Here is a 26,632-nt window from a genome sequence, read left to right as displayed (position 1 = left end):
CTTAAAACAAGCTTAATCTTCTTTTTTCTTCTGCGCATTTTTCATGGCTTCACCAATTTGATTGCTTGCGGTAAAACTAGCGACCATTTCATTGAGCATTTGGCTTCCTGCCTGAGGTGAATTTGGCAATAAGATCAAGTTACTATTGGTTTCTTCACCTAGAGCCTGTAACGTGTCATAATGCTGTGTCACAACAATTAGCGCAGACGCTTCTTGGGAATTAATCCCAACGCGATTCAAAACTTCAACAGACTCTTCAAGGCCACGTGCAATTTCACGTCTTTGGTCAGCAATACCTTGACCTTGTAAACGCTTACTTTCAGCTTCTGCTTTAGCTTTTTCAACTATCAGGATACGTTGCGCATCACCTTCAAATTGTGCTGCGATTTTTTCACGTTCAGAAGCATTGATTCGGTTCATTGCGGCTTTTACCTGAGCATCAGGATCGATGTCAGTGACTAGTGTTTTTATGATATCAAAACCATAATCTAACATCGCATCATTCAATTCAGCCTTAACGGCTAAGGCAATATCGTCTTTTTTAACAAAGACATCGTCTAATTTCATTTTAGGAACTTCAGCACGTACCACATCAAATACATAAGACGTGATTTGCTCGTGTGGATAATCTAATTTGTAAAAGGCATCATATACCTTGTTTTTGATAACCATATATTGAACCGAAACTTTCAGTCTTACAAATACATCATCCAAGGTTTTTGTTTCAATGATAACGTCCAATTGCTGGATTTTTAAACTTAACTTTCCCGCAATACGATCTACTAAAGGAATCTTAATCTGTAAACCAGAATGTCTAATGCTTTGAAATTTACCAAATCGCTCAATAACGGCAGCAGTTTGTTGCTTGACAATAAATAAAGACGAAATCAAAATGATTAGGCCTAAAAAGATAATAGGTATGTAAATAAAATTCTCCATAACAAGTTTTTAATGGTTAGATAAAATAATCAGTTACTAATTTAAGTTATATTTGTTCAAATCGCATTAGGAAGTCATGCAAAAAAAACAGTACATACTATTAGTAGCACTATGCATAGGTTTTGTTACAAGCTCTATTGCTCAACACAAACGCTATAAGATTAAAAACGGGATAGGTATCATCGGTGGATTAACACAATTTGACATCGCAACCGATAATTTTTCAACTAAAAGCGGTACGGGTTTTTTGGGTGGTTTGACGGCAACGGTTGACATTCCACATAAATGGTTTACGGTGAGTTACGGACTTCAATTTTCTCAAAACTCGTTGGAAATTGAAGGGTGGTCTCCAGTGACTCCTACTCAAGTTGAAATGCTTGAATACGACATTATGGCTGTGCAGCTTTCTTTTTTGCTTCATGTGAAGTTGATAAGCGACAACCTTACTCTAGACCTTGGACCACAATTGCAGTACAATAGTAAAATGGACTTAAAAAGCAGTAGACAAGAAGGGTTTTATGTACAAGGCTATGATAGTTTGTTGGCAGAAGACATAATCGATATTGCTCCATTTAATGCTAACGGTGTAGTTGGAGCCTCTGCTGGCATTGGAAACTTCAAATTAAGAGCCATGTATAGTTATGGCTTTACAAATATTTTAAGAAAGCTTAATGATCAAGACCTAAATACAACGCCATCCTCTAAAGATTTTAAAGGCAATCAAAACATGTTGATATTTGGGTTGATGATTACCTTTTAAATTGAAGCGGTTAAGGCGTCTATACGTCTAGAGGTTTCTGCTTTTCCAATCATGTAAATGATGTCAAACACATCAGGACCTTGCAAAGCACCTACTAAGGCCAATCGCAAAGGCATCATAACTTTGCCAAAACCGATTTCATTTGATGTAATCCATCCTTTCACAACGTTTTGAACATTGTCTTTTGTAAAATCTTCAACATCATTAATGATTGTCTTTACTGTATTTAGAATTGAAACCGTATCATCTTTTATGGCTTTTTTACAAGCCTTGTCATCATGGGTTTCAGGAGCTACAAAAAAGAAATGACTCAAATCCCAAAAATCGCCAACAAAGGTTGCGCGTTCTTTAATAAGCGCTACAACCATTTCAATGTATTGTGTATCAATTGAAGACAGCTCTGTTTTAGAGTTTTGAAAAGCAATAGCCAAGCCATAATTATCTTGCTCTTGCATGTAGTGGTGGTTAAACCACTTGATCTTATCTGGATCAAATCGTGCTCCAGCCTTGTTTACACGAGTTAAATCAAAAGCTTGAATCAATTCTTCTAGACTGAAAATTTCTTGTTCGGTACCGGGATTCCACCCTAAAAATGCCAAGAAATTAACCATCGCTTCAGCAAAATAACCATCTTCTTTATAACCTCTTGAAACCTCATTGGATTTAGGATCTGTCCATTCCAACGGAAACACGGGGAACCCAAGTTTATCACCATCACGCTTACTTAATTTCCCTTTTCCTGTAGACTTAAGAATCAATGGAAGATGAGCAAATTGTGGTTTTTCCCAACCAAAGGCATCATATAATTGATGATGAAGCGCCAAAGACGGTAACCATTCTTCACCACGAATCACATGGGTGATTTGCATTAAGTGATCATCTACAATATTGGCCAAGTGGTAGGTTGGCATACCGTCACTTTTAAAAAGAACCTTATCGTCTAGAATATTGGTATCAATGGAAATATCGCCACGAATAATGTCTTTAAGCGCTAAAGTTTGATCTTGAGGTGATTTAAATCGGATGACATAATCCTCTCCAGATTGCAGTTTGGTATTTACTTCTTCTTCAGATAAAGACAACGAGTTGCTTAATTTTTCCCTATTGTGCCAATTGTAGATAAAGGTTTTTCCTTTAGCCTCATGGTCTTTTCTATGAAAATCTAGAGTTTCGGCTGTATCAAAAGCATAATAAGCGTGTCCAGTTTGGATTAATTGATCAGCATATTGTTTGTATAAATGCTTGCGCTCGCTTTGTCTATAAGGACCGAAAGTTTCGTTTTTCCCCGGACCTTCATCAAACGGAATATTGCACCAGTTCAAGGCTTTTACAATATAATCTTCAGCTCCTTCAACATAACGGTTTTGATCTGTGTCTTCAATACGAAGTACAAAAGTACCGTTGTGTTTTTTTGCAAATAAATAATTGAAAAGAGCTGTTCTTACACCTCCAATATGTAAAGGTCCCGTTGGACTTGGTGCAAATCGCACACGAACGTCTTTAGTCATGGTCTTGAATTTATGACTGCAAAGATAAAACGATAATTAGGAAATAAAACAGCTAAGCAGAAATCATTTCCCTTGGCACGCGCTTGTTCATTATTTTGAACCATAACGGCGGAACCAAAGCTAAGACCATAGAGGTTGGATAACCAAAGGGCATTTGCGGACTTTCCTCATGGCAATCGAGCACCTGGTATTTTTTTGAGGACTTAAAATGGTGATCACTGTGTCTTGTGAGCTCATACAAAACGATTCTTCCAATGATATGATTAGAATTCCAAGAATGGATTTCCTTCACACGCTCATATCTTCCAGATTTGGTTTTTAAGCGTAATAATCCGTAGTGTTCAATATAGTTAACGGTTTCTAGCAATAAAAAGCCAACAACTGCTGACGAAACAGCAAATAAGAGCCCCAACTTTCCGAAGAACAGAACGATTAAAATCAAATACAGTGTTTGAAAAACCGTAAACCAAAACATATCATTTTTAAAGGACAAAAACGAACGGTTATTGTTATTTAAAAGTGTTTTCTGAATTTTCCAAGCATTAACATATTGCCGACTTACCGAAGTTATCCAAAAAGAGTACAAAGGTTGGTTATAACGAGCGGTTGCAGGATCTTCTGGAGTTGCCGCATGCAAATGATGACCAAAATTATGCTCAATGTAAAAATGCATATAGAGAGAAGGCAATAGCAGCGCTTTTCCTAAAAAACGCTCATTTGTTTTTAGTCTGTGACCTAGTTCATGACCAACATTAATACCATTTACACCTAAAACAATACCTACTGATAAGATTATTCCAACCCATTCAAAAGTGGTCAACACAGTTGTGCTTGTTTGATACAGACCAAAGGCTACAAGACTATACACAATAGGCAGGTTTAAGTATAATAACCAATCGAAAAATGTTTTTTTAAGCTGATTGTCAGCTTCTTCTGATGTTAGGTTTTTGCTATCAAGAGGAAAAATGACTTCAAGTATGGGAATAATTCCAAACGCATAAAATGGCGCTAAAAAAGTCCAATAATCCTTAAGGTACAAGCCAATAAAAGCCACCATTGGAATTGAAAAGGCAGCAAGATATTTAAGATCTTTCATAATGCTTCAGTTTATTGTACACCTTGATTTTAACACAACTCCTCGAAATTAACAGAATCTTACCAAATTTAGCTATTTGTCGTTTAAAATAAAATTGTAGATTAGTGAGTTATTTAAAGGTATGGCAGATAATTTCAGACATATTCAGCATAAGCTGGAAGCATTCATTAGAAGATATTATACTAATGAATTGCTTAAAGGAGCTATTCTGTTTTTTGCAATTGGCTTGCTGTACTTTATAGCTATTTTACTGATAGAATACTTTTTATGGCTAAATCCAACGGCAAGAACGATTTTGTTTTGGGTTTTCATTGCTGTGGAATTGGCGCTATTTTCAAAATTCATTGTATTTCCATTGGCTAAGTTGTTCAAGCTTCAAAAAGGGATTGATCACGAACAGGCCTCCAAAATAATCGGAAATCATTTTCCTGAAGTCAACGATAAACTTTTGAATGTCCTACAGTTAAATCAAAATAATGCACAAACCGAACTTTTAAAAGCAAGTATTGAACAAAAATCGGTTGAATTAAGTCCAATACCATTTAAGCTTGCCGTCAACTTTAAGAAAAACACCAAGTATCTGAAATATGCTGCAATTCCTATTGCGATCTTGCTTATATCTTATCTTTCTGGAAAAATAAATTGGTTCAGCGACAGCTATAATCGCGTGTTGAATTATAAAACAGCTTACGAACCACCAGCACCATTTCAGTTTTTTATTGTTAATGATGATTTAAATGGTATTGAAAACAAGGCCTTTAAGCTCTATGTCAATACAGCTGGAGAGGTTATTCCAGAAAACGCTCAAATCCACTTCAACGGACAATCTTATTTTTTACAACAAACAACCGCAGGAAAGTTTGAATACACATTTCCTCAGCTAAAGGAATCTGTGAATTTTAACTTATCTGCAAACGATGTAAGGTCTCAAGACTATACTATATCAGTCACAAAAGTTCCTACTTTAGTAAGCTTCGAAATGGCCTTAGACTATCCAGCATACACACTAAAGCCAGATGAAGTATTGAAAAGCACAGGCAATGCTATTATTCCAGAAGGAACCAAAGTTACCTGGAAGGTATCTACTAAGTCTACAGATAAGGTGGCGCTTTACACAAAGGATACTTTGGACTTCAAAAGTGTTTCAGAAGACGTTTTTGAAGCCTCAAAACGTGTGTTTTCTAATACCGAGTATAGTATAAGTACCAGTAATGCCAATTTAAATGATTATGAAAACCTTGCATTCTCACTCAATGTAATTAAGGATGGTTATCCTGAGCTAAACCTCAAAATGGAAAAAGACTCCTTAGACCAACAAACACTTTATTTCTATGGTCAGGTGAGCGATGATTATGGGTTGCGAAAACTTCAAATGGTGTATTATCCTAGTTCGGATCCCGAAAGCAAATCGTTGGAACAAATACCCATTTCGAAATCCAATTTTGATGAGTTTGTTAGCGTTTTTCCTAATCAACTAAATCTCGTTGAAGGTGTAGATTATGAGTTTTATTTTCAGGTATTCGATAATGATGTGCTACACAATTATAAAAGCACAAAAAGTACGGTATATAATTATAGAAAGCTCACTAAAGAGGAAGAGGAGCAAAAACAACTTCAAGAACAGAACGAAACCATCAAAGACATTGGAAAAACTTTTGACAAGTTAAAGGAACAAGATCAAAAACTAGAGGAGTTGTCAAAAACACAAAAGGAAAAAGAAGAGCTCAATTTCAATGACAAAAAGAAGCTTCAGAATTTTATTAAGCGTCAAAAGGAACAGGAACAGTTGATGCAAAACTTCAACAAAAAACTAAAGGAAAATCTTGAAGAGTTTCAAAACGAGAACCAAGAACAAGACGAATTTAAGGAAGCCTTAAAAGAACGCTTAGAAGAAAATGAGGAGCAATTAAAAGAAGATGAAAAACTATTGGAAGAGCTCGAAAAACTTCAAGAAAAAATTCAAAAGGAAGAACTGACCCAAAAGTTAGAGGAGCTGGCAAAACAAAACAAAAACAAGGAACGTAGCCTAAAACAATTATTAGAACTTACGAAGCGATACTATGTTGCCAAAAAAGCCGAAAAACTACAACAAGAATTAGAGCAACTGGCGGAAGAGCAAGAGAAACTTTCAGAAGAGTCCGAGGAAAACAACACGAAAGAGGCCCAGGAAAAGCTGAATGAAAAATTTGAGAAGTTTCAAAAAGAAATGGATGCACTGCAGAAGGAAAATAAAGCTTTGAAACAGCCTATGGAATTGCCACAAGACAAACCAACTGAGGAATCCATAAAACAAGACCAACAAGAAGCTACAGACGCTCTAGAGCAAAAAGAATTGGAAGAACAACAGGAGCAAGGCGAAGAGCCTGAGCCTAAAGACCAAGATGGAAGTCAGCAAAATGATGCTCAAGAAAAGGCCAAGAAAAAGCAAAAGCAGGCTGCTAAGAAGATGAAGGAAATGAGTGGACAAATGGGGCAAATGATGCAAATGGGAAGTAGTGATCAGATGCAAGAAGATGCTACTATGCTAAGACAAGTTTTAGATAATCTAGTATTGTTTTCTTTTGACCAAGAAAACTTAATGGATCAATTCAAAAGCATTGAGCCAAACCACAACGAGTATGGTAAGTTTATTAGGAAACAAAGCAACCTTAAGGAGCATTTTGAGCACATTGATGACAGTTTATTTGCGCTTTCATTACGACAACCAAAAATTTCGGAGCTTGTTAACAAACATATTTCTGATGTGTTTTTTAATATTGATAAAGCGCTAGGGCAACTATCAGAAAACCGAATCTATCAAGGTGTGGCAGCACAACAATATACGATTACCTCTACGAATGAATTGGCTAATTTTTTAAGTGATGTTCTTGATAACATGAATGCCCAAATGAATCCCTCTATGGGGCAAGGAGGAGGTGACATGCAACTACCAGATATTATTATGAGCCAAGAACAGCTCAACCAACAAATGAAAGATGGCATGAAAAAAAGCCAAGATGGAAATCCTCAGGAAGGTGAAGGCGAAAAGGATGGTGATGGAGAAGAGCAAAAGGAAGGAGATGGTCAAAAATCTAAGAGTGGTAAGGATGGTAAACAGGGAGAAAACGGAAAAAACCAAGGCGAGGGTGAAGGCAGCAATGAAGAACTGAATGGCGAACTCTACAGAATTTACCAACAGCAGCAACAGTTGCGTCAAGCCTTAGAAAACAAGCTGGGCGAAATGGGAAAAGAAGGTTTAGGAAAACAACTTCTTGAAGACATGGAAGAGATAGAGCTGGATTTAATTAATAAAGGCTTTACAAATCAAACTCTTCAAAAAATGATGGATTTACAGCATCAATTATTAAAAATGGAGAATGCAACATTTGTGCAAGGCCAAGACAATAAAAGAAAATCTGAATCTGATAACACAAACTATAAGAATACCACAAATAACAAACTACCGACCGCAAAAGAATATTTCAACACTACCGAAATTTTAAATCGACAAGCTTTACCTTTGCAAGACGTTTATAAAAAGAAAGTCCAAGATTATTTTAAAAAAACAAATGATCAACTTTAATTATGAAACAGCATTTGAATTACTTAATGAAGATTTATTTTCATCTTGGATTTCAAGTGTTATTGATCAAGAAGGTTTTAAAGAAGGAGATATTAATTACATTTTCTGTGATGATGACTATCTTCATGATATCAATCTCAAATATTTAAATCACGATACCCTTACAGATATTATCAGCTTTGATTATTCAGTAGGAAAAAGCTTACATGGAGATATTTTTTTATCGGTTGAAAGAGTGGCTGATAACGCGAATGATTTTGGTGTGGAATTCATCCAGGAACTAAAACGTGTCATGATTCATGGTGTGCTCCATTATTGTGGTTACAAGGATAAGACTGATGATGAGAAAGCGTTAATGCGTCAGAAGGAAGATTTTTATATCAATCAATTTTCTAAGCCTTAGGAATTAGACTTATATTTGCAAATTATTAAACTCACAAAATAAATGTTCCACGTGGAACACTATTTAGATTATGTTCAACGAAGTATATGATGTAATTGTAGTTGGTGCTGGCCATGCAGGCAGTGAAGCCGCTGCTGCTGCTGCTAACATGGGAAGCAAGACCTTATTGATTACTATGAATTTGCAAAATATAGCGCAAATGTCTTGTAATCCTGCTATGGGAGGAATTGCTAAAGGACAAATTGTACGAGAGATAGACGCTTTGGGAGGCTATAGCGGTATTGTTAGCGATACTTCTGCTATTCAGTTTAAAATGTTGAACAAATCCAAAGGTCCAGCAATGTGGAGTCCAAGAGTGCAAAGTGACCGAATGCGTTTCGCTGAAGATTGGCGTTTGCTTTTAGAACAAACAAAGAATTTGGACTTTTATCAAGAAATGGTTTCCGGAATTCTTATTGAAGGAGAAAAAGTTGTGGGCGTTAAAACATCTTTAGGTATTGAGGTCAAAGCCAAAAGTGTTGTTTTGACTAATGGTACCTTTTTAAATGGCTTGATACATATTGGTGATAAAAATTTTGGAGGCGGTCGTGCGGGTGAGCGTGCCGCTACAGGCATCACTGAACAATTAATTGATTTGGGTTTTGATTCCGGTCGAATGAAAACAGGAACACCTCCAAGAGTAGATGGAAGATCTCTAGACTATTCAAAAATGATTGAGCAACCTGGCGATGAGCAACCCGAGAAGTTTTCTTATTTAGAATCAATTAGGCCTCTTAAAGAACAACGTTCTTGCCATATGACTTATACTAGTCCGGAAGTCCATGATCTGCTTCGTGAAGGTTTTGATCGTTCACCAATGTTTAACGGAAGAATTCAAAGTACAGGCCCAAGGTATTGTCCTTCCATTGAAGACAAAATAAATAGATTTGCCGAACGTGACAGACATCAATTATTTGTCGAGCCTGAGGGCTGGAATACGGTTGAGGTTTATGTAAATGGTTTCTCTACTTCACTGCCTGAAGACGTTCAGTATAAAGCCTTAAAATCGGTTAAAGGATTTGAAGATGTTAAGTTTTTTAGACCAGGTTATGCCATTGAATACGACTATTTTCCGCCAACACAATTAAAGCATACTTTAGAAACGAAACTGGTTGAAGGTTTATATTTTGCTGGACAGATAAATGGTACTACAGGATATGAAGAAGCAGCTTCACAAGGACTTATGGCGGGAATTAACGCAGCATTAAAAGTCCAACAGCGAGAAGAATTTACACTTAAAAGAAATGAAGCATATATAGGGGTACTTATTGACGATCTGATTACTAAAGGTACTGAAGAACCCTATCGGATGTTTACATCGCGAGCAGAATACAGAACGTTGTTAAGACAAGATAATGCTGATTTTAGATTGACACCAAAAGGCTATGATTTAGGCTTGGCTAGTGAAAAAAGATTAAGACGAATGGAGCAGAAGCAAGCGCAATCTGAAAATTTCGTACAGTTTTTTAAAGATACCAGTGTTAAACCCGAGGAGGCAAATCCGGTTTTAGAAGCCAAGGGTTCTGCTTTAGTTAAGCAATCTGATAAGATGTTCAAATTGTTTGCAAGACCTCAGATCGGTATTAATGATATGCGCCAATTTGAAGCGGTAGAAACCTATATTAATGAACACAACTTAGATAGTGAAGTAATTGAACAGGCAGAAATACAGGTGAAGTATTCTGGTTATATAGAGAAAGAAAAGAACAACGCAGATAAACTTAACCGTTTGGAAGATGTTAAGATTCCAAAGAATTTTGATTATACTAAACTAAAGTCAATGAGTTCTGAAGCTAAACAAAAATTATCTGCAATTCAACCGGTTACCATTTCACAAGCATCTAGAATTTCAGGGGTTTCTCCTGCAGATGTTTCTGTGCTTTTAGTGTATTTGGGACGTTAATCTTTGAGCGTTCCACGTGGAACATATTCTACATGAAGAACAATAAAGCATATTTAACTGTTAAGGATTATTCGGTTTCAGGAGAGTTGTTTCAATTATTATATAATGAAGAACTGGATCTTCTTGAAACAAGTCCGCGACCTTCAAGTGAAGATTTAGGAAAATACTACAATACTGAAGACTACATTTCACACACAGATTCTAAAAGAAATCTTTTCGAAAAAGTTTATCACCTGGTTCGTGCCACCACTCTTAAGCGAAAACGAAAACTTATTAATTCTTTTAAAACTGAAGAGAAAAAACTTTTGGATGTTGGTTGTGGTACAGGAGATTTTTTGAGTTTATGTAAACAAAATGAATGGCAAGTGGTCGGGATTGAGCCTAATGTAGATGCTAGAAATATTGCCAATCAAAAAGTAAACAGCAACATATATGATATAGATAGGCTGGAAGCTTTTGAGCAGAATAGCTTTGACGTCATTACATTATGGCATGTGCTCGAACATTTACCAAATCTAGAAGCTCACCTATTAATATTTAAACGTCTTTTAAAGCCTAACGGAAAACTTGTCATTGCTGTACCAAATTATAAAAGTTTTGACGCTGCATACTATAAAGAATTTTGGGCTGCTTATGATGTGCCGAGACACTTATGGCATTTTTCAAAAAAATCGATTAACAAGTTGGTTTCAAAAGAAGGCCTGGTTGTAGAAAAAATCCTACCAATGAAATACGATGCGTTCTATGTATCGTTACTTTCAGAAAAGTACAAAAAAGGGTTTATGAATCCATTGAAAGCATTTTGGATTGGTTTGCGGTCTAATTTGAAAGCGAGAGGCTCTGGAGAGTACTCATCGCTCATTTATATCATTAAAAAAGACCAAAATTAATTATTAGACGTTTTAAGCTCCTTTTAAGCCATTTGAATTAATATGATGTGGCTGATTTTTAAAAAGCTCGTAGAAATGGTTATTTGGAACTATTTATCATAAATATTTACTATAAAAATCAAATCAAACATAGATTAAAACTATAACGTGTTTTTTTTAAGATTAATAACATCACTTTTATACATTTGCAGAAATTAATAAAATATAAAATGAAAAACATATTTAGCGTTTTGATTTGTTTGATTGTTTTATCATCCTGTCAAGAACCACAAAAAATTGCGTTTATAGACAATTCTAAAGTTGTTAATGAATTTCAGAAGAAAGTCAATTTTGAAAAGAGATTCCAAACCAAGGTTGACGCCTTCAACAAAAAAGCTGATAGCCTTGACAAGGCTATACAAATGGAAGCTCAATTATTTCAAAGTAAAGCCAATAATATGGCTCGCAAACAAGCAGAATCTGAATACCAAGCCTTACTTCAGAAAAAACAAATGCTAGACTATCAATTAAAAGCCGAAGAGCAGAGCTTACAATCGGAAGGACAAAAAAAGATCGATACTTTGATAAAAGAGGTTAAAGAGTTTGTTAAGGATTATGGTAAAACAAATGGCTACACTTATATATTGGGAGCCAATGATGCTGGTAGTGTGATGTACGGTACAGAAGCAAACGATATTACACAAACGATTATAGATGCTCTTAATGCAAAATCTAAAGAGGAGTAGTCAACAAGTTTAATATATATTGAAAAAGCCGATTGTTTCAATCGGCTTTTTTATGCAATAACCTTGTTAGCTTAATAGATAAATCGGTTAGAATAATCTTGGAGTTTCCATTGCGCTCTATGTGATAAATGGCTTCTTGAAGTTCATTTGAAATATCCAAAATGTTATTGCCATGGACAAAAGGCGCAAAGTTTTCAAGTTTAAAAGATGTTTTTGGTTCCATGAACACCAAACCTTCAGCTTTATAATTCAACAGTAAAGCTTGTCTGAAAAAATCAAGACAAAAATTCAGGAACTGTTTTTGGGTTTCACGGCCAGTTTTAGCAATGGTTTCACTCCAAGAAATCAAATCGTGAATTGCGCTTTTATTGCCCTTGGCCTTAAATGCTGAACGAATCCAAAACACAAACCACTCCTCAAATTGGGTATCCTCGCTGTCACTGTAAACCAAATCACAAGCTTTGTTATAGTTTCCGTTGGATTGATGCGCTATTTTGATGGCATCTACCTCTGGAATTTGGTAGTTTTTCATCAACGCTTTTTTGATATCATCTTCGGCTAAAGGCGGAAAGTGTAAAACTTGACATCGTGATTTTATAGTATTGATAATCTGTTCTTCGTCCTCGGTTATTAAAATAAAAACAGTGTCTTTTGGAGGTTCCTCAATAAGCTTTAATAGCTTATTGGCAGATTGGGTGTTCATCTTTTCAGCCATCCAAATCAACATGACCTTATAACCACCTTCGTAAGACTTTAGCGATAATTTCTTCACGATATCCTGAGCTTCGTCTACACCAATTTGACCTTGCTTGTTATCAATTCCAAGTAGTCTATACCAATCGAATAAATTACCGTAGGGTTGACGATCAATGAGTTGTCGCCATTCCTCCATAAAATGATTGGAAACAGGGTGTTTTTTAACTTTATCATTGGTGGCTACCGGAAAAGCAAAATGCAAATCGGGATGTGAAAGGTTTTCAAACTTTAAATTACAGGCTTCATTACCATTTGAATTTTCACCTCCAGAGTTTTTACACAGTAAATACTGGGCATAAGCAATAGCCATAGGTAAAGTGCCGGAGCCTTCAGGACCTACAAATAATTGGGCATGTGCTACACGTCCATGATCCGCACTTTTAGTGAGATGGCTTTTAATGTGTTCTTGTCCTAAAACCTCTGAAAACAACATGTGGCAAAGATATATTTTTAAACCATTAAAGTATCAATCGTTTTCGTAAAAAACAGCTTTTATGGGTTGGTATTATTGACTACATTTGTGCTTCAACCTTGTAAAACACATTCTAATGAAAACCATAAACGACTTTAATTTTGAAAACCAAAAAGCCTTAATTCGCGTAGACTTCAACGTGCCTTTAAACGATGACTTTGAAGTTACAGATACTACTAGAATTATTGCTGCTAAGCCAACAATAATTAAGGTTCTTGAAGATGGTGGAAGTTGTATATTGATGTCCCATTTAGGACGCCCAAAAGGAAGACAAGATGAATTCTCATTGCGTCACATAGTAAACAAGGTAGAAGATGTTTTAGGTGTTGAAGTAAAGTTTGTAGAGGATTGTGTTGGGCCAGATGCAGAAGCAGCTGCAAGAGAACTCAAGCCTGGAGAAATCTTAATGCTTGAAAACTTAAGATTTCACGATGAGGAACAAAAAGGGGATAAGGTTTTTGCTGAAGCACTGTCTAAATTAGGAGATATTTATGTTAATGATGCATTCGGAACGGCTCATAGAGCACACGCTTCGACTACTATTGTTGCTGAATTTTTCCCTGAGCGCAAATGCTTTGGTGGTTTATTGGCGAAAGAGATTGAAAGCATCAAAAAAGTTATGGAAACTGGAGAAAAGCCTGTTCTTGCTGTTCTTGGAGGTGCAAAAGTGTCTTCAAAAATCACCATCATTGAAAACATTTTAGATAAGGTTGATCATTTAATCATTGGTGGCGGCATGACCTTTACCTTTATAAAAGCTAAAGGAGGCAATATTGGCGATTCCATATGCGAAGACGACAAAATAGATTTAGCATTGGACATCCTTAAACAAGCCGAAGCTAAAAATGTTGTTGTGCACTTACCAGTTGATGTGTTAGCAGCTAATGCTTTTTCTAACACAGCAGAAACTCAAGTTTTAGACGTTGATAAAATTCCAGATGGATGGCAGGGTTTAGACGCAGGACCCAAAACCATAGAGAACTTTCACAGTGTTGTAATGGAATGCAAAACCATTTTGTGGAACGGTCCTTTAGGTGTTTTCGAAATGGAAAACTACTCTAAAGGCACTATTGCCTTAGGAGATGCTATTGCTGAAGCCACTAAAAATGGAGCTTTTTCATTAGTAGGAGGAGGTGATTCTGTTGCAGCCGTTAAACAGTTTGGCTTTGAAAACAAAGTAAGCTATGTTAGCACTGGTGGAGGAGCCATGTTGGAAAGCCTTGAAGGAAAAACACTACCTGGTATTGCTGCAATCTTAGACTAAAAAAACGTTTGATCATTTTAAGCGCCATATAGGCTTTGTTAAATTGCTGAGTCAAACTTTCATTTTCGCTAAAAAAATACGATTTTAGCTATTCTATCGTTCGTGATAGACAAATCAACAGACCAATGAACCTAAAGCACATAATCCTTACTTTAGTCTTTCTATGCCATAGCTTAATTAACTTGGCACAAGATTCTATTCCCAAGGCTTCTGAATCAGGTTCCAAAGCTAGCAATATTGTAAAGAGCTCAACCAGTCTAGACACTATCATCGACGGGAAAAAGACAGCGAAAGTAGTAATTAAACCAGAACTTGATACAATTGCTATCAAGAACTTGGAAGACCACCAACTTGCTTCAGAGATAGATCAGAAATGGTTAGACGAATTATATAATAATGTTCTTTTTGATTCTATCTATAAAGCTGTTTCAGAACTTAAATATGATCCAGTTGATTACCCAGAACTATCAACAGATACACTAAAAGCAAGACTGAAAATTCTCAACGCCAGAACACCATTCAATATCGACTATAATCCGTCTTTAGAAAGTGTCATCAAAATGTATTTAAAAAACAGAAGGCGATCCCTTGAGAGTTTAATGACATTAAGTGAGTATTATTTTCCGCTTTTTGAAGAATCACTTGACAATTACGATATTCCACTGGAAGTAAAATATTTAGCCATTGTTGAATCGGCTTTAAAACCACGAGCTAAATCAAGAGTTGGCGCTACTGGCTTATGGCAGTTTATGTTTGGTACAGGAAAAGAATATGGATTGAACGTCAGCAGTTATGTCGATGAGCGCAGTGACCCAATTAAATCAACCGTTGCAGCAAGTAAATATTTAGCCAAATTATATAAGATTTTTGGCGATTGGGATTTAGCCTTGGCGGCTTACAACTCTGGACCTGGTAATGTTAGCAAGGCCATTCGTCGTTCAGGAGGCTATGAAAATTACTGGAATATTAGACCGCATCTTCCACGTGAAACAGCAGGATATCTACCATCTTTTTTGGCTACTATGTACATTTTTGAGTTTGCTGAAGAACATGGTTTTAAAAAGCAAAGACCGAATTACCATTATATTGAAACAGACACAATTCATGTAAAAAAGATGATCACTTTAGATCAAGTTTCTGAATTATTGGAAGTGCCTATTGAAGAACTTCAGTTTTTGAATCCGTCATACAAACTAGATATCATCCCATACATTGAAGGTGAAAATTATACCTTGAGGCTACCGAGAGAAGTTGTGGGCAAATTTGTGACTAATGAGGATCAAATTTATGCTTTTGTAGAAAAAGAATTCAACAAACGCGAAAAACCCCTACCACAATTTTTTGATTCTGATTCTAAAATAAGGTATCGTGTACGCTCAGGAGATTACCTTGGAAAAATTGCAAGGAGATATGGCGTGCGAGTTAGTCAGATTAAAAGTTGGAATGGTTTACGGAGTAACAACTTAAGAATAGGGCAGCGTTTAACCATCTACCCAAGAAAACCTGTTACAAACACTTCTACATCCAAAACGACAACACTTAAAAAAACAATAAACACAGAAGGGAAATCTACTTATATTGTTCAAAAGGGTGATTCTCTTTGGAGTATATCACAAAAACTTCCAGGAGTTTCTGTCCAGAATATTAAAGATTGGAACGATATTAGTGGTAATAAACTCAAAATTGGGATGACACTTATTGTATCAAACTAAAAAACACTTTTTAATGAAAAACGCAACCTTAGTATTATTAGCCACGATATTGCTTTGTTTTGGATGTAATAACAGCAACAACAAACGCATCGTTCCAAAATCTAATGGAGGAGCCCTAAATGACATTAATGTTGTTGTCGATAACTTATTATGGGAAGACAAAGTTGGAGAAGTCATAAGAGATACCTTAGCGGCTCCTGTTGAAGGACTTTCCATAGAAGAGGCCCAGTTTAGGTTGCGCCAGATGCCACCTTCAGTTTTTACTGGTTTTGCCACAAAAGGGAGAACAATACTGAAAATTGAAAAAGGAGAACCGGCTAACACCCAAATTTTATCTGATGTTTACGCCAAACCGCAAACGGTTGTGGTTATATCTGGAGACACCAATTCTGAAATCATTGATCAAATCAACAAGAACTCAGCGAAGATTGTGGATGCTTTCAAAAAAGAAGAGCTGAAGGAAAAACAGCGACGTATCAAGAAGTCTTTATTCAACGACAAACCCATTGAAGATCAATTGGGCATATCATTAGATTTCCCTACTGCTTATAGGATTGCCAAAAATGAAGATGGCTTCTTTTGGCTGCGAAGAGATATTGAAACAGGAACGGTAGATTTTATGATTTACGAAACACCCTTATCAGCTATTAGAAAAGGTGATAGCGCTGTAAAGGATGTGGTAAGACTGAGAGATTCTGTTGGGAAAATATATATTGAAGGCCCATTAGAGGGTTCATATATGGGTACAGAAGATGCTTTTTCCCCATTTATTTCCAAAACGATAATCGATAATAAACCAGCACTTGAAACCAGAGGGCTTTGGGATGTGAAGAATGCGTTTATGTCTGGTCCTTTTATCAATTATGCTATTGAAGACAAAGTAAATAACCGAAACGTTATTGTTGAAGGTTATGTGTTTGCGCCTTCGGTAAACAAGCGAGATTATATTTTTGAATTGGAGGCCATCATAAAATCTTTGGCCATCAATTAAAACAAAAGCCATCAATAATTAATTGATGGCTTTTTTAGTAGATAACTTATACGTGCTTATTTTTTGTCAGAATCAGTAGTTGAAGGTTTGTCTTCTTCCTTGCTGGCATCCTTAAACTCTTTTATACCACTACCTAGACCTCTCATAAGTTCAGGAATTTTCTTTCCACCAAAAAGTAATAGAACTACGACAACGATTAGAACAATTTGCCATGCTCCAAAAGCTAAAAATGTGCTCAATGCAATCATAATGTATTGTTTTAAGTGCAAATTTAGTAATTAAACTTAAGAATAAACGTTTAAACACAAACTTTAAGAATTCACCTAATGAAGGCGTTCAAATTTTATTAATTTTGTTTAACGATGGCAACAAAAACCAAAAAGCGAAAAATAGCTAGGAAATTACTTCACAAGTATCGTTTAGTTGTGCTAAACGAAGACACGTTTGAGGAGCGGTTTGCAATTAAGCTAACACGATTAAATGTGTTTATTATTGGTTCTCTTTGCACAATCTTGCTAATAACTGGCACTATATTTTTAATTGCCTTTACCTCTCTGCGCGAATTTATTCCTGGTTATTCTTCAACGGCATTAAAGAAAAAAGCGACAGAGCTACACTATAAAACAGATTCCCTTCAACGTGTTTTAGATTTAAATGAACAATATTATGCCTCAATTAAACGTGTGCTGACTGGTGATGTTTCTGATGTGGAGTTCAATAGAGATTCTATTGTTGATGCCTCAAGTTTAGACCCAAGCGAGTTGAATCTATCACCATCAAAAGAAGATTCACTCTTAAGGGATGTTGTAGACAAGGAAGACAAATACAATGTGTTTGAATCCAATCTCTCAAACACCAATTTCGTGCTTTTTCCTCCAGTTAACGGAACTATTTCCGAGCCTTTTGATCTTAAGGTGAAGCATTACGCTGTTGATATCGTTGTTCCAAAAGACACGCCTGTTAAATCAACTGCCGATGGAACTGTTATCTTTTCAGAATGGACAGCTCAAACGGGTTATGTCATTATTGTTGAACACAGTGGTGAGCTTATTTCGGTTTACAAGCACAATGCGACACTCACCAAGCAACAAGGAGATTTGGTGAAAGCAGGAGAGGTTATTGCAATGGCTGGTAATACAGGCGAATTATCTACAGGTCCGCACTTACATTTCGAACTTTGGAATAGAGGCTACCCTGTAAATCCAACTAATTTTATAGAGTTTTAAATATGCCATCACTAAAATCGGTATTAGCAATTCCTTTTGCAAAATTGGTAAGGGCGTCAGTTTATAAATGGGCTAAAAATCCTATTGAAACACAACAAAAGGTGTTCGAATCTCTTATTTCAGAGGCATCTCAGACCCAATTTGGTATCGACCACAATTTTAAAGACATAAAAAACCATTCTGACTTTGTAACTCAAGTCCCTGTTCGAGATTATGAAGGTTTGCGTGAATATATTGATAAAGTGGTTGCTGGAGAGGCCAACATACTTTGGAAGGAAAAACCACTGTATTTTGCAAAGACCTCTGGTACAACATCAGGCGCAAAATACATTCCATTAACGAAGGAAAGTATGCCAACCCATGTTAAAGCAGCAAGAAATGCGATCTTAATGTATATAGCAGAAACGGGGAATAGCAATTTTGTAAGCGGTAAAATGATTTTTTTACAAGGAAGCCCAATTTTAGATAAGAAAAATGGTATCCAACTTGGAAGACTCTCAGGAATTGTGGCCCATTATGTACCAAAATATCTTCAAAAGAACAGAATGCCGTCTTGGGAAACCAATTGTATTGAAGACTGGGAAACCAAAGTCGAGGCAATTGTTGATGAAACGATCAATGAAAACATGACTGTTATCTCTGGAATTCCATCTTGGGTTCAGATGTATTTTGAAAAAATACACCAACGAACAGGCAAAAAAGTGGGTGAAGTTTTCCAAAATTTTAATTTATTCATTTTTGGAGGTGTTAACTACGAGCCCTACAGAAGTAAATTTGAAAACCTTATTGGAAGAAAAGTTGATAGCATCGAATTGTATCCGGCAAGCGAAGGTTTTTTTGCATATCAAGACCGACAGGATACTAAAGGAATGTTGCTTCAATTAGATTCTGGGATTTTTTATGAGTTTATTAAGGCTGAAGAGTTCTTTGAAGACAACCCAATTAGGTTAACCATAAAAGATGTTGAGGTTGGGGTCAATTATGTTATGATTATCTCCACCAACGCAGGACTTTGGGCCTATAATATTGGTGATACTGTTGAATTTACAAGCACAAAACCATACCGACTTATTGTGTCTGGTCGTATAAAACATTTTATCTCTGCTTTTGGAGAACATGTTATCGGGAAAGAAGTTGAACAGGCCATGAATGAAGCTATTTTAGGGTCGGATATCCAAATATCAGAATTTACGGTGGCACCACAGATAAATCCAGATTCAGGATTACCTTATCATGAGTGGTTAATCGAGTTTGAAACCCAACCCAATAGTTTGGCAGATCTTGCGCAAGTTCTTGATAAGTCGCTCCAAGAACAAAACAGCTATTATTTCGATTTAATCGATGGAAATGTGCTCCAGCCACTAAAGATTACCGTCATAAAGAAAAACGGATTTCAAGACTACATGAAGTCTATCGGAAAATTAGGAGGACAAAACAAGCTTCCAAGGCTATCCAATGATAGAAAAATAGCAGATTCGTTATACCACCTTAAATTGACGAAATAATATTATATTTGCTCGCTAAATACTTCATATGAATAAGAAAAAACCGCACGAGAGAACAAGGGCTCAAGAAAGCTCAAATGCCATCGAAAGGATGTATATTACCATGAGGCATTTGTTTAATCGCGGGTTTTATAAACCAATGGGAGTTTCAGGCGAAACGCTTCGAGAAGCGTTATTGCTATTAAGGCCAGAAATATACGGTTCTATTGCTGAAGAAAAAGCCGAATTGGAAGGCCTTCTTTATGTTATTGACCGACTTCCAGAAGGAATAGAAGAATGCAGGTACATTAACCTTACTAGTGATGAAGGATACAGCAATTCGCATTTTAAACCTATAATTCCACCCAAAAGGAGAAGAAATTGTTACCGTATTGACGAAGAGCAAATGAATATTGAAGTCACTCGCGGTCGCTCAGAAATCTATGATATCTTAACCCACTTAACATTTCTATTCATTGAATCCCATAAAATTAGCAAGCGTGTTTTGATTGATGAAGATGGTGCGACTTCTCGAGATTGGATGAAACTGGAAAGCGCGGTATTATCAAAAGGCAAACTTAGCCAAAAAGATAGGGAAATTGCCATCACACATACCGCAAACATTTTAGGTAGAACGTTTAACGAATTAACAGAAGCCCATCAAAAATTCACTTCCAACGCAAAACCAGATCGACTATTGCACATTATTTATTGGTTAGGAAGATTGGCAATTGATGAAGTGATTGAAAACAATAAAAGAACTGTAACCTTTAGTCCGGTTTTACGGGAGCGTTTAGGCCATCATATTCATGGTGAGATTTGGGCCGACCATATAAAAACGGTGCTTCATAAGCACAATTTGTTAACACGTCCTATACATGTCATCAGTGCCAATATGCATAGTGTCATGAACTCCATATTTGCACCAATAGCATTGAAGTCTTTAACCGCTAAAAAGGAAATTTTTGAGGTTTATGAAGCATTAAGTCAAAAAGAAAATCAAGCCTTGCGCAATAAAGTTTCAAAAGAAGCGTTGCAAAATGGAATGATATACATTGAGGACACGTCTGGAACCAACATTGATGTTCAAATTTTTGACACTGAAAAAATCGATTTTTCCAAAACCGATATTGAAGTGAACAGCCTTCGTAATAGCGACCAGAAACCTGTAATTTTTGTTATGGATTATGCTTTTGGTGAGCAAGCTTACGAAACTATTGATGAACTTTTCAAACCGATTAAGGTTAATGGCGAAAAAGTATATTTAAATGTTGAGTCGGTTTCCATCATGGGAAAAGCAGGAATTTTAGAAGGCGGAAAAGGAGATATTATGATTCCTTCGGCCCATATTTTTGAAGGAACAGCAGATAATTATCCATTTAAAAACGAATTGTCTAAATCTGATTTGGAAGGACAAGGCGTTAATGTTTATGAAGGGTCAATGATCACTGTATTGGGAACTTCATTGCAGAACAAGGAAATTTTGAAATTTTTCTACAACTCAACGTGGAATGTTATTGGACTCGAAATGGAAGGTGCTCATTATCAAAAAGCGATACAGGCAGCATCTAAAGTTAGAGGCAGTATTAATCCTGATGTTAAAGTGCGATATGCTTATTATGCCAGTGATAATCCTCTAGAAACAGGAAGCACCCTGGCCTCTGGAGGTTTAGGTACTTCTGGAGTTAAACCAACATACTTAATCACAAGAAAAATATTACAACAAATATTTTAAAAACTATAATATGACTGAAAATACACCTGAGAAAGTAAAGGAGGATGAAATTGACTTAATTGTCTTCTTTAGATTAGTTGGAAATTTTTTCTCAAAGATTTACGACTTTTTTAAGTCGATATTCAAATCTATCTTATCTGTTTTAGTATTTCTATTAAAGACGCTTATTGATAACATCAAACTGATTGCTATTTCACTTGTAATTGCTGCATGTATCGGGTATTTCTTAGAGAAGGTAAGAACGCCTATATATTATTCGTCTATGTTTGTTAAGCCTTATTTCGATTCTAAATACCAATTGGTAAATAATATCAATTACTTTAATGCTTTAATTGAAAACGAGGATTTTGATGGTCTGGCAGAAATATTTACAATCGAAACAGATGACGCCAAGATGATTAACAAGTTCGAAATTGCTATTGGGCCAGAAAGCGAGAATGAAAAAATCAAGCAATATGATACTTATTTAAAATCATTAGATAGTATTAGAGCACAAGATATTAGCTACGATGATTTTATTGAGAATAGAAACATATACTCATCTGATTTTTTCGAGATATCAGTAGAAGCTAGAAAAAAGAATATTTTTAAAAATCTCGAAGGAGGTCTTAACGATTCTTTTAAAAACACTTATTCAGAGAAAAAAATGAAGAAAAGAGACTCTTTGATTTATATCCAAAAACAAAGTGTTATATCGTCTATAAAATCTGTAGATTCATTACAACAAGTCTACATTAAAGTACTAGAGGAAGAGTCGAAATCAACTAATGCAACAATAAGTCTAAGAGATGGTCTTTCGGTAGAACCGGAAAAATCTAGAACCAAAGAATTTGAGCTTCTTAATAAAGAGTTAGCCTTAAGAAACGAGTTGAGGCTATTAGATGAGAAAAAGATTGAGGAAGATGTGTTCTTTGATACAGTTTCAGGGTTCCAGGAAGTAGGAAGTATTAAAGATTCTTTTTTCCAAAGGTATTCTGTAGTATTTCCAGCACTAACATTCATAGTGTTTTGTTTGATATTCCTTGCGAGCAGAACATTAATCTTTGTAAGAAACTATGAACATTAAAAAAAAAGTTCTTGTTACTGGAGGTGCTGGTTTCATAGGTTCACATGTAGTTAGATTATTTGTCAGAAAATATCCGGATTATGAAATCCATAATTTAGATGCTCTTACTTACGCCGGAAACCTAGAAAACCTAACCGACATTGAAAACGAGCCTAATTATCGTTTTATTAAGGGAGATATAACAGATCAACCTTTTATACAAGAACTATTTGAAGTCCATAGGTTTGATGCTGTGATTCATTTAGCGGCAGAATCCCATGTTGACCGATCTATAACAGACCCCTTGGCTTTTGTGAAAACCAATGTTATTGGAACAATGATTTTGCTAAATGCGTTTAAATCTTGTTGGGAAGATAGTTTTGAAAAGAAGCGTTTTTACCATATTAGTACTGATGAGGTTTATGGCACGCTAGGGCATACGGGACTTTTTACAGAAAAGACGTCTTATAATCCAAATTCACCATATTCTGCCTCTAAAGCAAGCTCTGACCATTTTGTTAGAGCCTATGGCGAAACATATGGCTTGCCTTATGTTATTTCGAATTGTTCCAATAATTATGGGCAAAACCAGTTCCCTGAAAAGCTTATACCGCTTTTCATCAACAACATAATTCACAACAAACCCTTACCTGTGTATGGAGACGGAAACTATACTAGAGATTGGCTCTATGTAAAAGACCATGCGATTGCTATTGATACAGTTTTTCACAAAGGAGTAATAGGAGAAACCTATAACATAGGTGGATTTAATGAATGGAAAAACATAGATTTGGTAAAGTTGCTTTGCCAACAAATGGACGAGAAATTAAATCGTGAAAAAGGGTCTTCAGAAGCTTTGATTACATTTGTAAAAGATAGGCCAGGACACGACTTGAGGTATGCAATAGATGCCTCTAAAATAAAAAATGAGCTGGGATGGAAACCTTCGGTTACTTTTGAAGAAGGGCTTGGAAAAACCATTGATTGGTATTTGAATAATGAATCTTGGCTGAGTAATGTCACCAGTGGCACTTACAAATCTTATTATAAAAAGCAATACGGATAATGAAAGGAATTATTTTAGCAGGAGGCTCTGGCACAAGATTACACCCATTAACCTTGTCGGTTAGCAAGCAGTTAATGCCTATTTACGACAAGCCAATGATTTATTATCCATTGTCTACTTTGATGTACGCAGGCATCAAAGAGGTCTTGATTATTTCCACACCTAAAGATTTACCTTTATTCAAAGAGTTGTTGGGTGACGGAAAAAAGTATGGGTGTAAATTTGAATATGCAGTTCAGGAAGCACCTAACGGATTGGCAGAAGCTTTTATCATTGGAGCTGATTTTATAGGAAATGACAAAGTAGCTCTTATTTTAGGAGATAACATATTTTACGGTTCTGGACTTTCAAAACTCCTTCAGGCCAATAATGATCCAGACGGAGGAATCATTTATGCCTATAGGGTTCATGATCCAGAACGATATGGTGTAGTTGAGTTTAATGAACACGGTCAGGCCATTTCTATTGAGGAAAAACCTAAAAAACCCAAATCCAATTTTGCTGTTCCAGGTATTTATTTTTATGACAACTCTGTTGTTGAAATAGCAAAAAACATTCAACCAAGTGATCGAGGCGAACTTGAAATTACAGATGTCAACAAAGAATATCTTAAGCAAAACAAGCTAAATGTCAGTATTTTAGATAGAGGCACTGCTTGGCTTGACACCGGGACTTTTCAATCCTTAATGCAAGCCTCTCAATTTGTTGAGGTCATAGAAGAGCGTCAAGGATTAAAAATAGGATCGATTGAAGCAGCCGCATTTGAAATGAACTACATTACTGAAAGTGACTTCAAGAAATTAGCAAAACCATTGATGAAAAGTGGATATGGCAAAAATCTATTAGGATTACTTAAAAGCAAACAATGAAGATTGAGGAAACAGAATTAAAAGGGTGTTTCATTCTAGAGCCAACTATATTTGAGGATAACAGAGGGTATTTTTTTGAGAGTTTTAAGGATAGAACTTTCAATCAGCTAACAGGAACAGAAACAATATTTGTTCAAGATAATGAGTCTTGCTCCCAAAAAGGTGTCTTAAGGGGTCTTCACTATCAAATAGGTGAATTTGCTCAAGCAAAATTGGTTAGAGTGGTTAAGGGAAAGGTGCTGGATGTTGCTGTTGATTTAAGAGAGGGATCACCAACATTTGGTAAACATGTTGCTGTAGAATTATCAGAAGACAATAAGAAGCAATTATTTGTGCCCAGAGGTTTTGCTCATGGATTTGTTGTTTTGAGCGATATTGCGGTGTTTACATATAAATGTGACAATTATTACAATAAAGAATCTGAAGGAGGCGTCATCTACAATGACCCAACTTTAAATATCGATTGGAAATTAAGCAACGACGAGCTTGTGGTTTCAGATAAAGACTTAATTTTACCAAAGCTTCAAGACGCTAGGCTATGAAAAAAATTTTGGTAACTGGTGCAAATGGTCAACTGGGAAGGTGCATTCAATCCATCAAAGATGAATTTCCAAATTTCAAATTTACTTTTGTAGACAGGTCCCAATTAGACATTACAAATGAAAAAGAGGTCGTTGGGTTATTTAAATCCCACGATTTTGATTGGTGTCTAAATTGTGCTGCCTATACTGCTGTTGATAAAGCAGAAGAAGATATCGAGAAGGCAACAGATATCAATGTGAACGCTCTGAATTATCTTGTCAAAGGCGCAGAGATAAATAGCACTAGGTTTATTCATGTTTCAACCGACTTTGTTTTCAATGGAAAAAAGAGTGTCGCTTATACAGAAATCGACGATACTAATCCATTAGGGATTTATGGAAGTACCAAGCGTGAAGGTGAATTGCTCTTGAATAAAACATATAAAAGGTATTTTATTATCAGAACATCATGGCTTTATTCTGAATACAACCAAAACTTTTTAAAAACAATGTTGCGTTTGGCTGGCCAAAGAGATGAAATCAATGTCGTTTCCGATCAAATAGGCACACCAACCTACGCAAGAGATTTGGCCTATTCCTTGCTAACGATTATCAAACAAGATTCTGAGGCCTACGGTATTTATAATTTTAGCAATGAAGGTGTGGCTAGTTGGTACGATTTTGCAAAAGCAATTTTTGAAATCAACAATACCAAAATCAACGTCAATCCAATTCATACAGAAGATTATCCAACACCGGCTAAAAGACCACATTTTAGCGTACTTGACAAATCAAAAATAAAGAAGACGTTTAACATATCTATTCCATATTGGAGAGACAGTTTAAAAATAGCAATTACGAATTTATGATTGAAAACAACCTTAAAACAGCAATAAAAGCCTCTTTAGAAGCGGGAGACGTTATAATGCAAGTTTATGACACAGCGTTTAATGTTGAAATAAAAGACGACAAGTCACCATTAACAGAAGCAGATAAAAGAGCCAACGATGTTATCAATTCATATTTAAAAGATACAGGGATTCCAATTATTAGTGAAGAGAACAAACAAATTGATTTTGATACACGAAATCAATGGAGTACTTGTTGGGTAGTAGATCCGGTTGATGGAACAAAAGAGTTTATTAAACGAAATGGTGAATTTACAGTCAACATAGCACTAATTTCTAATGGCAAACCGATTTTAGGAGTGATTTATGTGCCAGCGACCAAGACAATTTATTTTGGAGATGTTTCCAAAAAACAAGGGTTCAAGGCTCAATTATCATCACACCAAACGCCCTTGGAGGAACTTACTAATAAAATAAAGCCTTTAAACCCTAAATCGGCTGATGGTTCAATAGTTCAGGTAGTAGGAAGCCGCTCTCATATGAGTACCGAAACGTTAGATTTTATTGACACCATTAAACAATCGGGAAAAGAAGTTGAAGTAGTTTCAAAAGGAAGCTCTTTAAAATTTTGTTTAGTTGCGGAAGGAAATGCGGATGTTTATCCTAGATTTGCACCAACAATGGAATGGGATACTGCGGCAGGTCATGCAATTTGCAATGCTGTTGGATTGGAAGTGATTTCAAAAGAGACAAACGAACCGTTGCTATACAACAAAGAAAACCTTTTAAATCCTTGGTTTGTAGTGTCTAAGCAATAA

General features: G+C 35.9%; 23 protein-coding genes. 18 read left to right on the top strand and 5 right to left on the bottom strand.

Annotated elements, in window-relative coordinates; genetic code table 11:
- Nucleotides 1-12 precede the first annotated feature (12 nt).
- Nucleotides 13-939 (bottom strand): SPFH domain-containing protein, encoded by a 927-nt coding sequence (locus AB9K26_RS11720; protein ID WP_369972747.1) that lies wholly within the window; start codon nucleotides 937-939, stop codon nucleotides 13-15.
- A gap of 76 nt (nucleotides 940-1,015) precedes the next feature.
- On the opposite strand from AB9K26_RS11720, the gene AB9K26_RS11715 reads away from it, so the two are divergent.
- Nucleotides 1,016-1,699 carry a hypothetical protein gene (locus AB9K26_RS11715; RefSeq protein ID WP_369972746.1) on the top strand — a complete coding sequence of 228 codons (684 nt, stop codon included), beginning with the start codon at nucleotides 1,016-1,018 and terminating at the stop codon, nucleotides 1,697-1,699.
- Here the strand turns inward: AB9K26_RS11715 and gltX are convergent.
- Together gltX and AB9K26_RS11705 are read right to left on the bottom strand one after the other, a co-directional pair.
- Entirely contained in the window at nucleotides 1,696-3,207 is a 1,512-nt protein-coding gene (gene gltX / locus AB9K26_RS11710; RefSeq protein ID WP_369972745.1) for a glutamate--tRNA ligase, read from the bottom strand. The genes AB9K26_RS11715 and gltX overlap by 4 nt on opposite strands.
- A 52-nt stretch (nucleotides 3,208-3,259) precedes the next feature.
- Nucleotides 3,260-4,303: an alkane 1-monooxygenase gene (locus AB9K26_RS11705; RefSeq protein WP_369972744.1), complete on the bottom strand. Its 1,044-nt coding sequence runs from the start codon at nucleotides 4,301-4,303 to the stop codon at nucleotides 3,260-3,262.
- 121 nt (nucleotides 4,304-4,424) lie between these two features.
- On the opposite strand from AB9K26_RS11705, the gene AB9K26_RS11700 reads away from it, so the two are divergent.
- The 5 genes from AB9K26_RS11700 to AB9K26_RS11680 all read left to right on the top strand — a co-directional run bounded on the left by AB9K26_RS11700 (nucleotide 4,425) and on the right by AB9K26_RS11680 (nucleotide 11,825).
- A complete protein-coding gene (locus AB9K26_RS11700; protein ID WP_369972743.1) occupies nucleotides 4,425-7,865 on the top strand; it encodes a DUF4175 family protein in 3,441 nt (1,146 codons plus the stop codon).
- Complete coding sequence (ybeY, locus tag AB9K26_RS11695; RefSeq protein ID WP_369972742.1) at nucleotides 7,852-8,268, top strand: rRNA maturation RNase YbeY; 417 nt, start codon at nucleotides 7,852-7,854, stop codon at nucleotides 8,266-8,268. Before AB9K26_RS11700 ends, ybeY begins: the two co-directional genes overlap by 14 nt.
- A gap of 70 nt (nucleotides 8,269-8,338) precedes the next feature.
- A complete protein-coding gene (gene mnmG, locus AB9K26_RS11690; RefSeq protein ID WP_369972741.1) occupies nucleotides 8,339-10,210 on the top strand; it encodes a tRNA uridine-5-carboxymethylaminomethyl(34) synthesis enzyme MnmG in 1,872 nt (623 codons plus the stop codon).
- Nucleotides 10,211-10,242: 32 nt separating this feature from the next.
- A complete protein-coding gene (locus AB9K26_RS11685) occupies nucleotides 10,243-11,100 on the top strand; it encodes a class I SAM-dependent methyltransferase (RefSeq protein WP_369972740.1) in 858 nt (285 codons plus the stop codon).
- Between the two features lie 209 nt (nucleotides 11,101-11,309).
- Nucleotides 11,310-11,825 (top strand): OmpH family outer membrane protein, encoded by a 516-nt coding sequence (locus AB9K26_RS11680; RefSeq protein WP_369972739.1) that lies wholly within the window; start codon nucleotides 11,310-11,312, stop codon nucleotides 11,823-11,825.
- A gap of 37 nt (nucleotides 11,826-11,862) precedes the next feature.
- Here AB9K26_RS11680 and holB read toward each other — a convergent pair whose 3' ends face one another.
- On the bottom strand, nucleotides 11,863-13,014 hold the full coding sequence (gene holB / locus AB9K26_RS11675) for a DNA polymerase III subunit delta' (protein ID WP_369972738.1): 1,152 nt from the start codon (nucleotides 13,012-13,014) through the stop codon (nucleotides 11,863-11,865).
- Between the two features lie 115 nt (nucleotides 13,015-13,129).
- Here holB and pgk point away from each other — a divergent pair, with 115 nt between their 5' ends.
- The 3 genes from pgk (at nucleotide 13,130) to AB9K26_RS11660 (ending at nucleotide 17,020) form a co-directional block, all read left to right on the top strand.
- Nucleotides 13,130-14,317, top strand: coding sequence for a phosphoglycerate kinase (gene pgk / locus AB9K26_RS11670; RefSeq protein WP_369972737.1), 1,188 nt, complete (start codon nucleotides 13,130-13,132; stop codon nucleotides 14,315-14,317).
- Between the two features lie 125 nt (nucleotides 14,318-14,442).
- A complete protein-coding gene (locus tag AB9K26_RS11665; protein ID WP_369972736.1) occupies nucleotides 14,443-16,029 on the top strand; it encodes a LysM peptidoglycan-binding domain-containing protein in 1,587 nt (528 codons plus the stop codon).
- A gap of 13 nt (nucleotides 16,030-16,042) precedes the next feature.
- A complete protein-coding gene (locus AB9K26_RS11660; protein ID WP_369972735.1) occupies nucleotides 16,043-17,020 on the top strand; it encodes a DUF4837 family protein in 978 nt (325 codons plus the stop codon).
- Between the two features lie 56 nt (nucleotides 17,021-17,076).
- Here AB9K26_RS11660 and AB9K26_RS11655 read toward each other — a convergent pair whose 3' ends face one another.
- Entirely contained in the window at nucleotides 17,077-17,268 is a 192-nt protein-coding gene (locus AB9K26_RS11655; protein WP_369972734.1) for a twin-arginine translocase TatA/TatE family subunit, read from the bottom strand.
- 114 nt (nucleotides 17,269-17,382) lie between these two features.
- Between AB9K26_RS11655 and AB9K26_RS11650 the strand changes: the two genes are divergently transcribed.
- Genes AB9K26_RS11650 through cysQ form a run of 9 tightly spaced genes read left to right on the top strand, consistent with a single transcriptional unit; the run spans nucleotide 17,383 to nucleotide 26,632 of the window.
- Nucleotides 17,383-18,246 carry a M23 family metallopeptidase gene (locus AB9K26_RS11650; RefSeq protein WP_369972733.1) on the top strand — a complete coding sequence of 288 codons (864 nt, stop codon included), beginning with the start codon at nucleotides 17,383-17,385 and terminating at the stop codon, nucleotides 18,244-18,246.
- A gap of 2 nt (nucleotides 18,247-18,248) precedes the next feature.
- Nucleotides 18,249-19,751 (top strand): GH3 auxin-responsive promoter family protein, encoded by a 1,503-nt coding sequence (locus tag AB9K26_RS11645; protein ID WP_369972732.1) that lies wholly within the window; start codon nucleotides 18,249-18,251, stop codon nucleotides 19,749-19,751.
- A 28-nt stretch (nucleotides 19,752-19,779) separates the two neighbouring features.
- A complete protein-coding gene (locus tag AB9K26_RS11640) occupies nucleotides 19,780-21,465 on the top strand; it encodes a hypothetical protein (protein ID WP_369972731.1) in 1,686 nt (561 codons plus the stop codon).
- Nucleotides 21,466-21,475: 10 nt separating this feature from the next.
- On the top strand, nucleotides 21,476-22,531 hold the full coding sequence (locus tag AB9K26_RS11635; RefSeq protein ID WP_369972730.1) for a hypothetical protein: 1,056 nt from the start codon (nucleotides 21,476-21,478) through the stop codon (nucleotides 22,529-22,531).
- Complete coding sequence (gene rfbB / locus AB9K26_RS11630) at nucleotides 22,521-23,576, top strand: dTDP-glucose 4,6-dehydratase (RefSeq protein WP_369972729.1); 1,056 nt, start codon at nucleotides 22,521-22,523, stop codon at nucleotides 23,574-23,576. Before AB9K26_RS11635 ends, rfbB begins: the two co-directional genes overlap by 11 nt.
- Nucleotides 23,576-24,445: a glucose-1-phosphate thymidylyltransferase RfbA gene (rfbA, locus tag AB9K26_RS11625; RefSeq protein WP_369972728.1), complete on the top strand. Its 870-nt coding sequence runs from the start codon at nucleotides 23,576-23,578 to the stop codon at nucleotides 24,443-24,445. Before rfbB ends, rfbA begins: the two co-directional genes overlap by 1 nt.
- On the top strand, nucleotides 24,442-24,987 hold the full coding sequence (gene rfbC / locus AB9K26_RS11620; protein ID WP_369972727.1) for a dTDP-4-dehydrorhamnose 3,5-epimerase: 546 nt from the start codon (nucleotides 24,442-24,444) through the stop codon (nucleotides 24,985-24,987). Before rfbA ends, rfbC begins: the two co-directional genes overlap by 4 nt.
- On the top strand, nucleotides 24,984-25,835 hold the full coding sequence (rfbD, locus tag AB9K26_RS11615; protein ID WP_369972726.1) for a dTDP-4-dehydrorhamnose reductase: 852 nt from the start codon (nucleotides 24,984-24,986) through the stop codon (nucleotides 25,833-25,835). The genes rfbC and rfbD overlap by 4 nt, the downstream gene beginning before the upstream one ends.
- Entirely contained in the window at nucleotides 25,832-26,632 is an 801-nt protein-coding gene (cysQ, locus tag AB9K26_RS11610; RefSeq protein ID WP_369972725.1) for a 3'(2'),5'-bisphosphate nucleotidase CysQ, read from the top strand. The genes rfbD and cysQ overlap by 4 nt, the downstream gene beginning before the upstream one ends.

The sequence above is a fragment of the Psychroserpens sp. XS_ASV72 genome (genome assembly GCF_041224425.1).
Classification (GTDB): Bacteria; Bacteroidota; Bacteroidia; order Flavobacteriales; family Flavobacteriaceae; genus Psychroserpens.
This window is presented reverse-complemented; position numbering and strand designations above follow the sequence as displayed.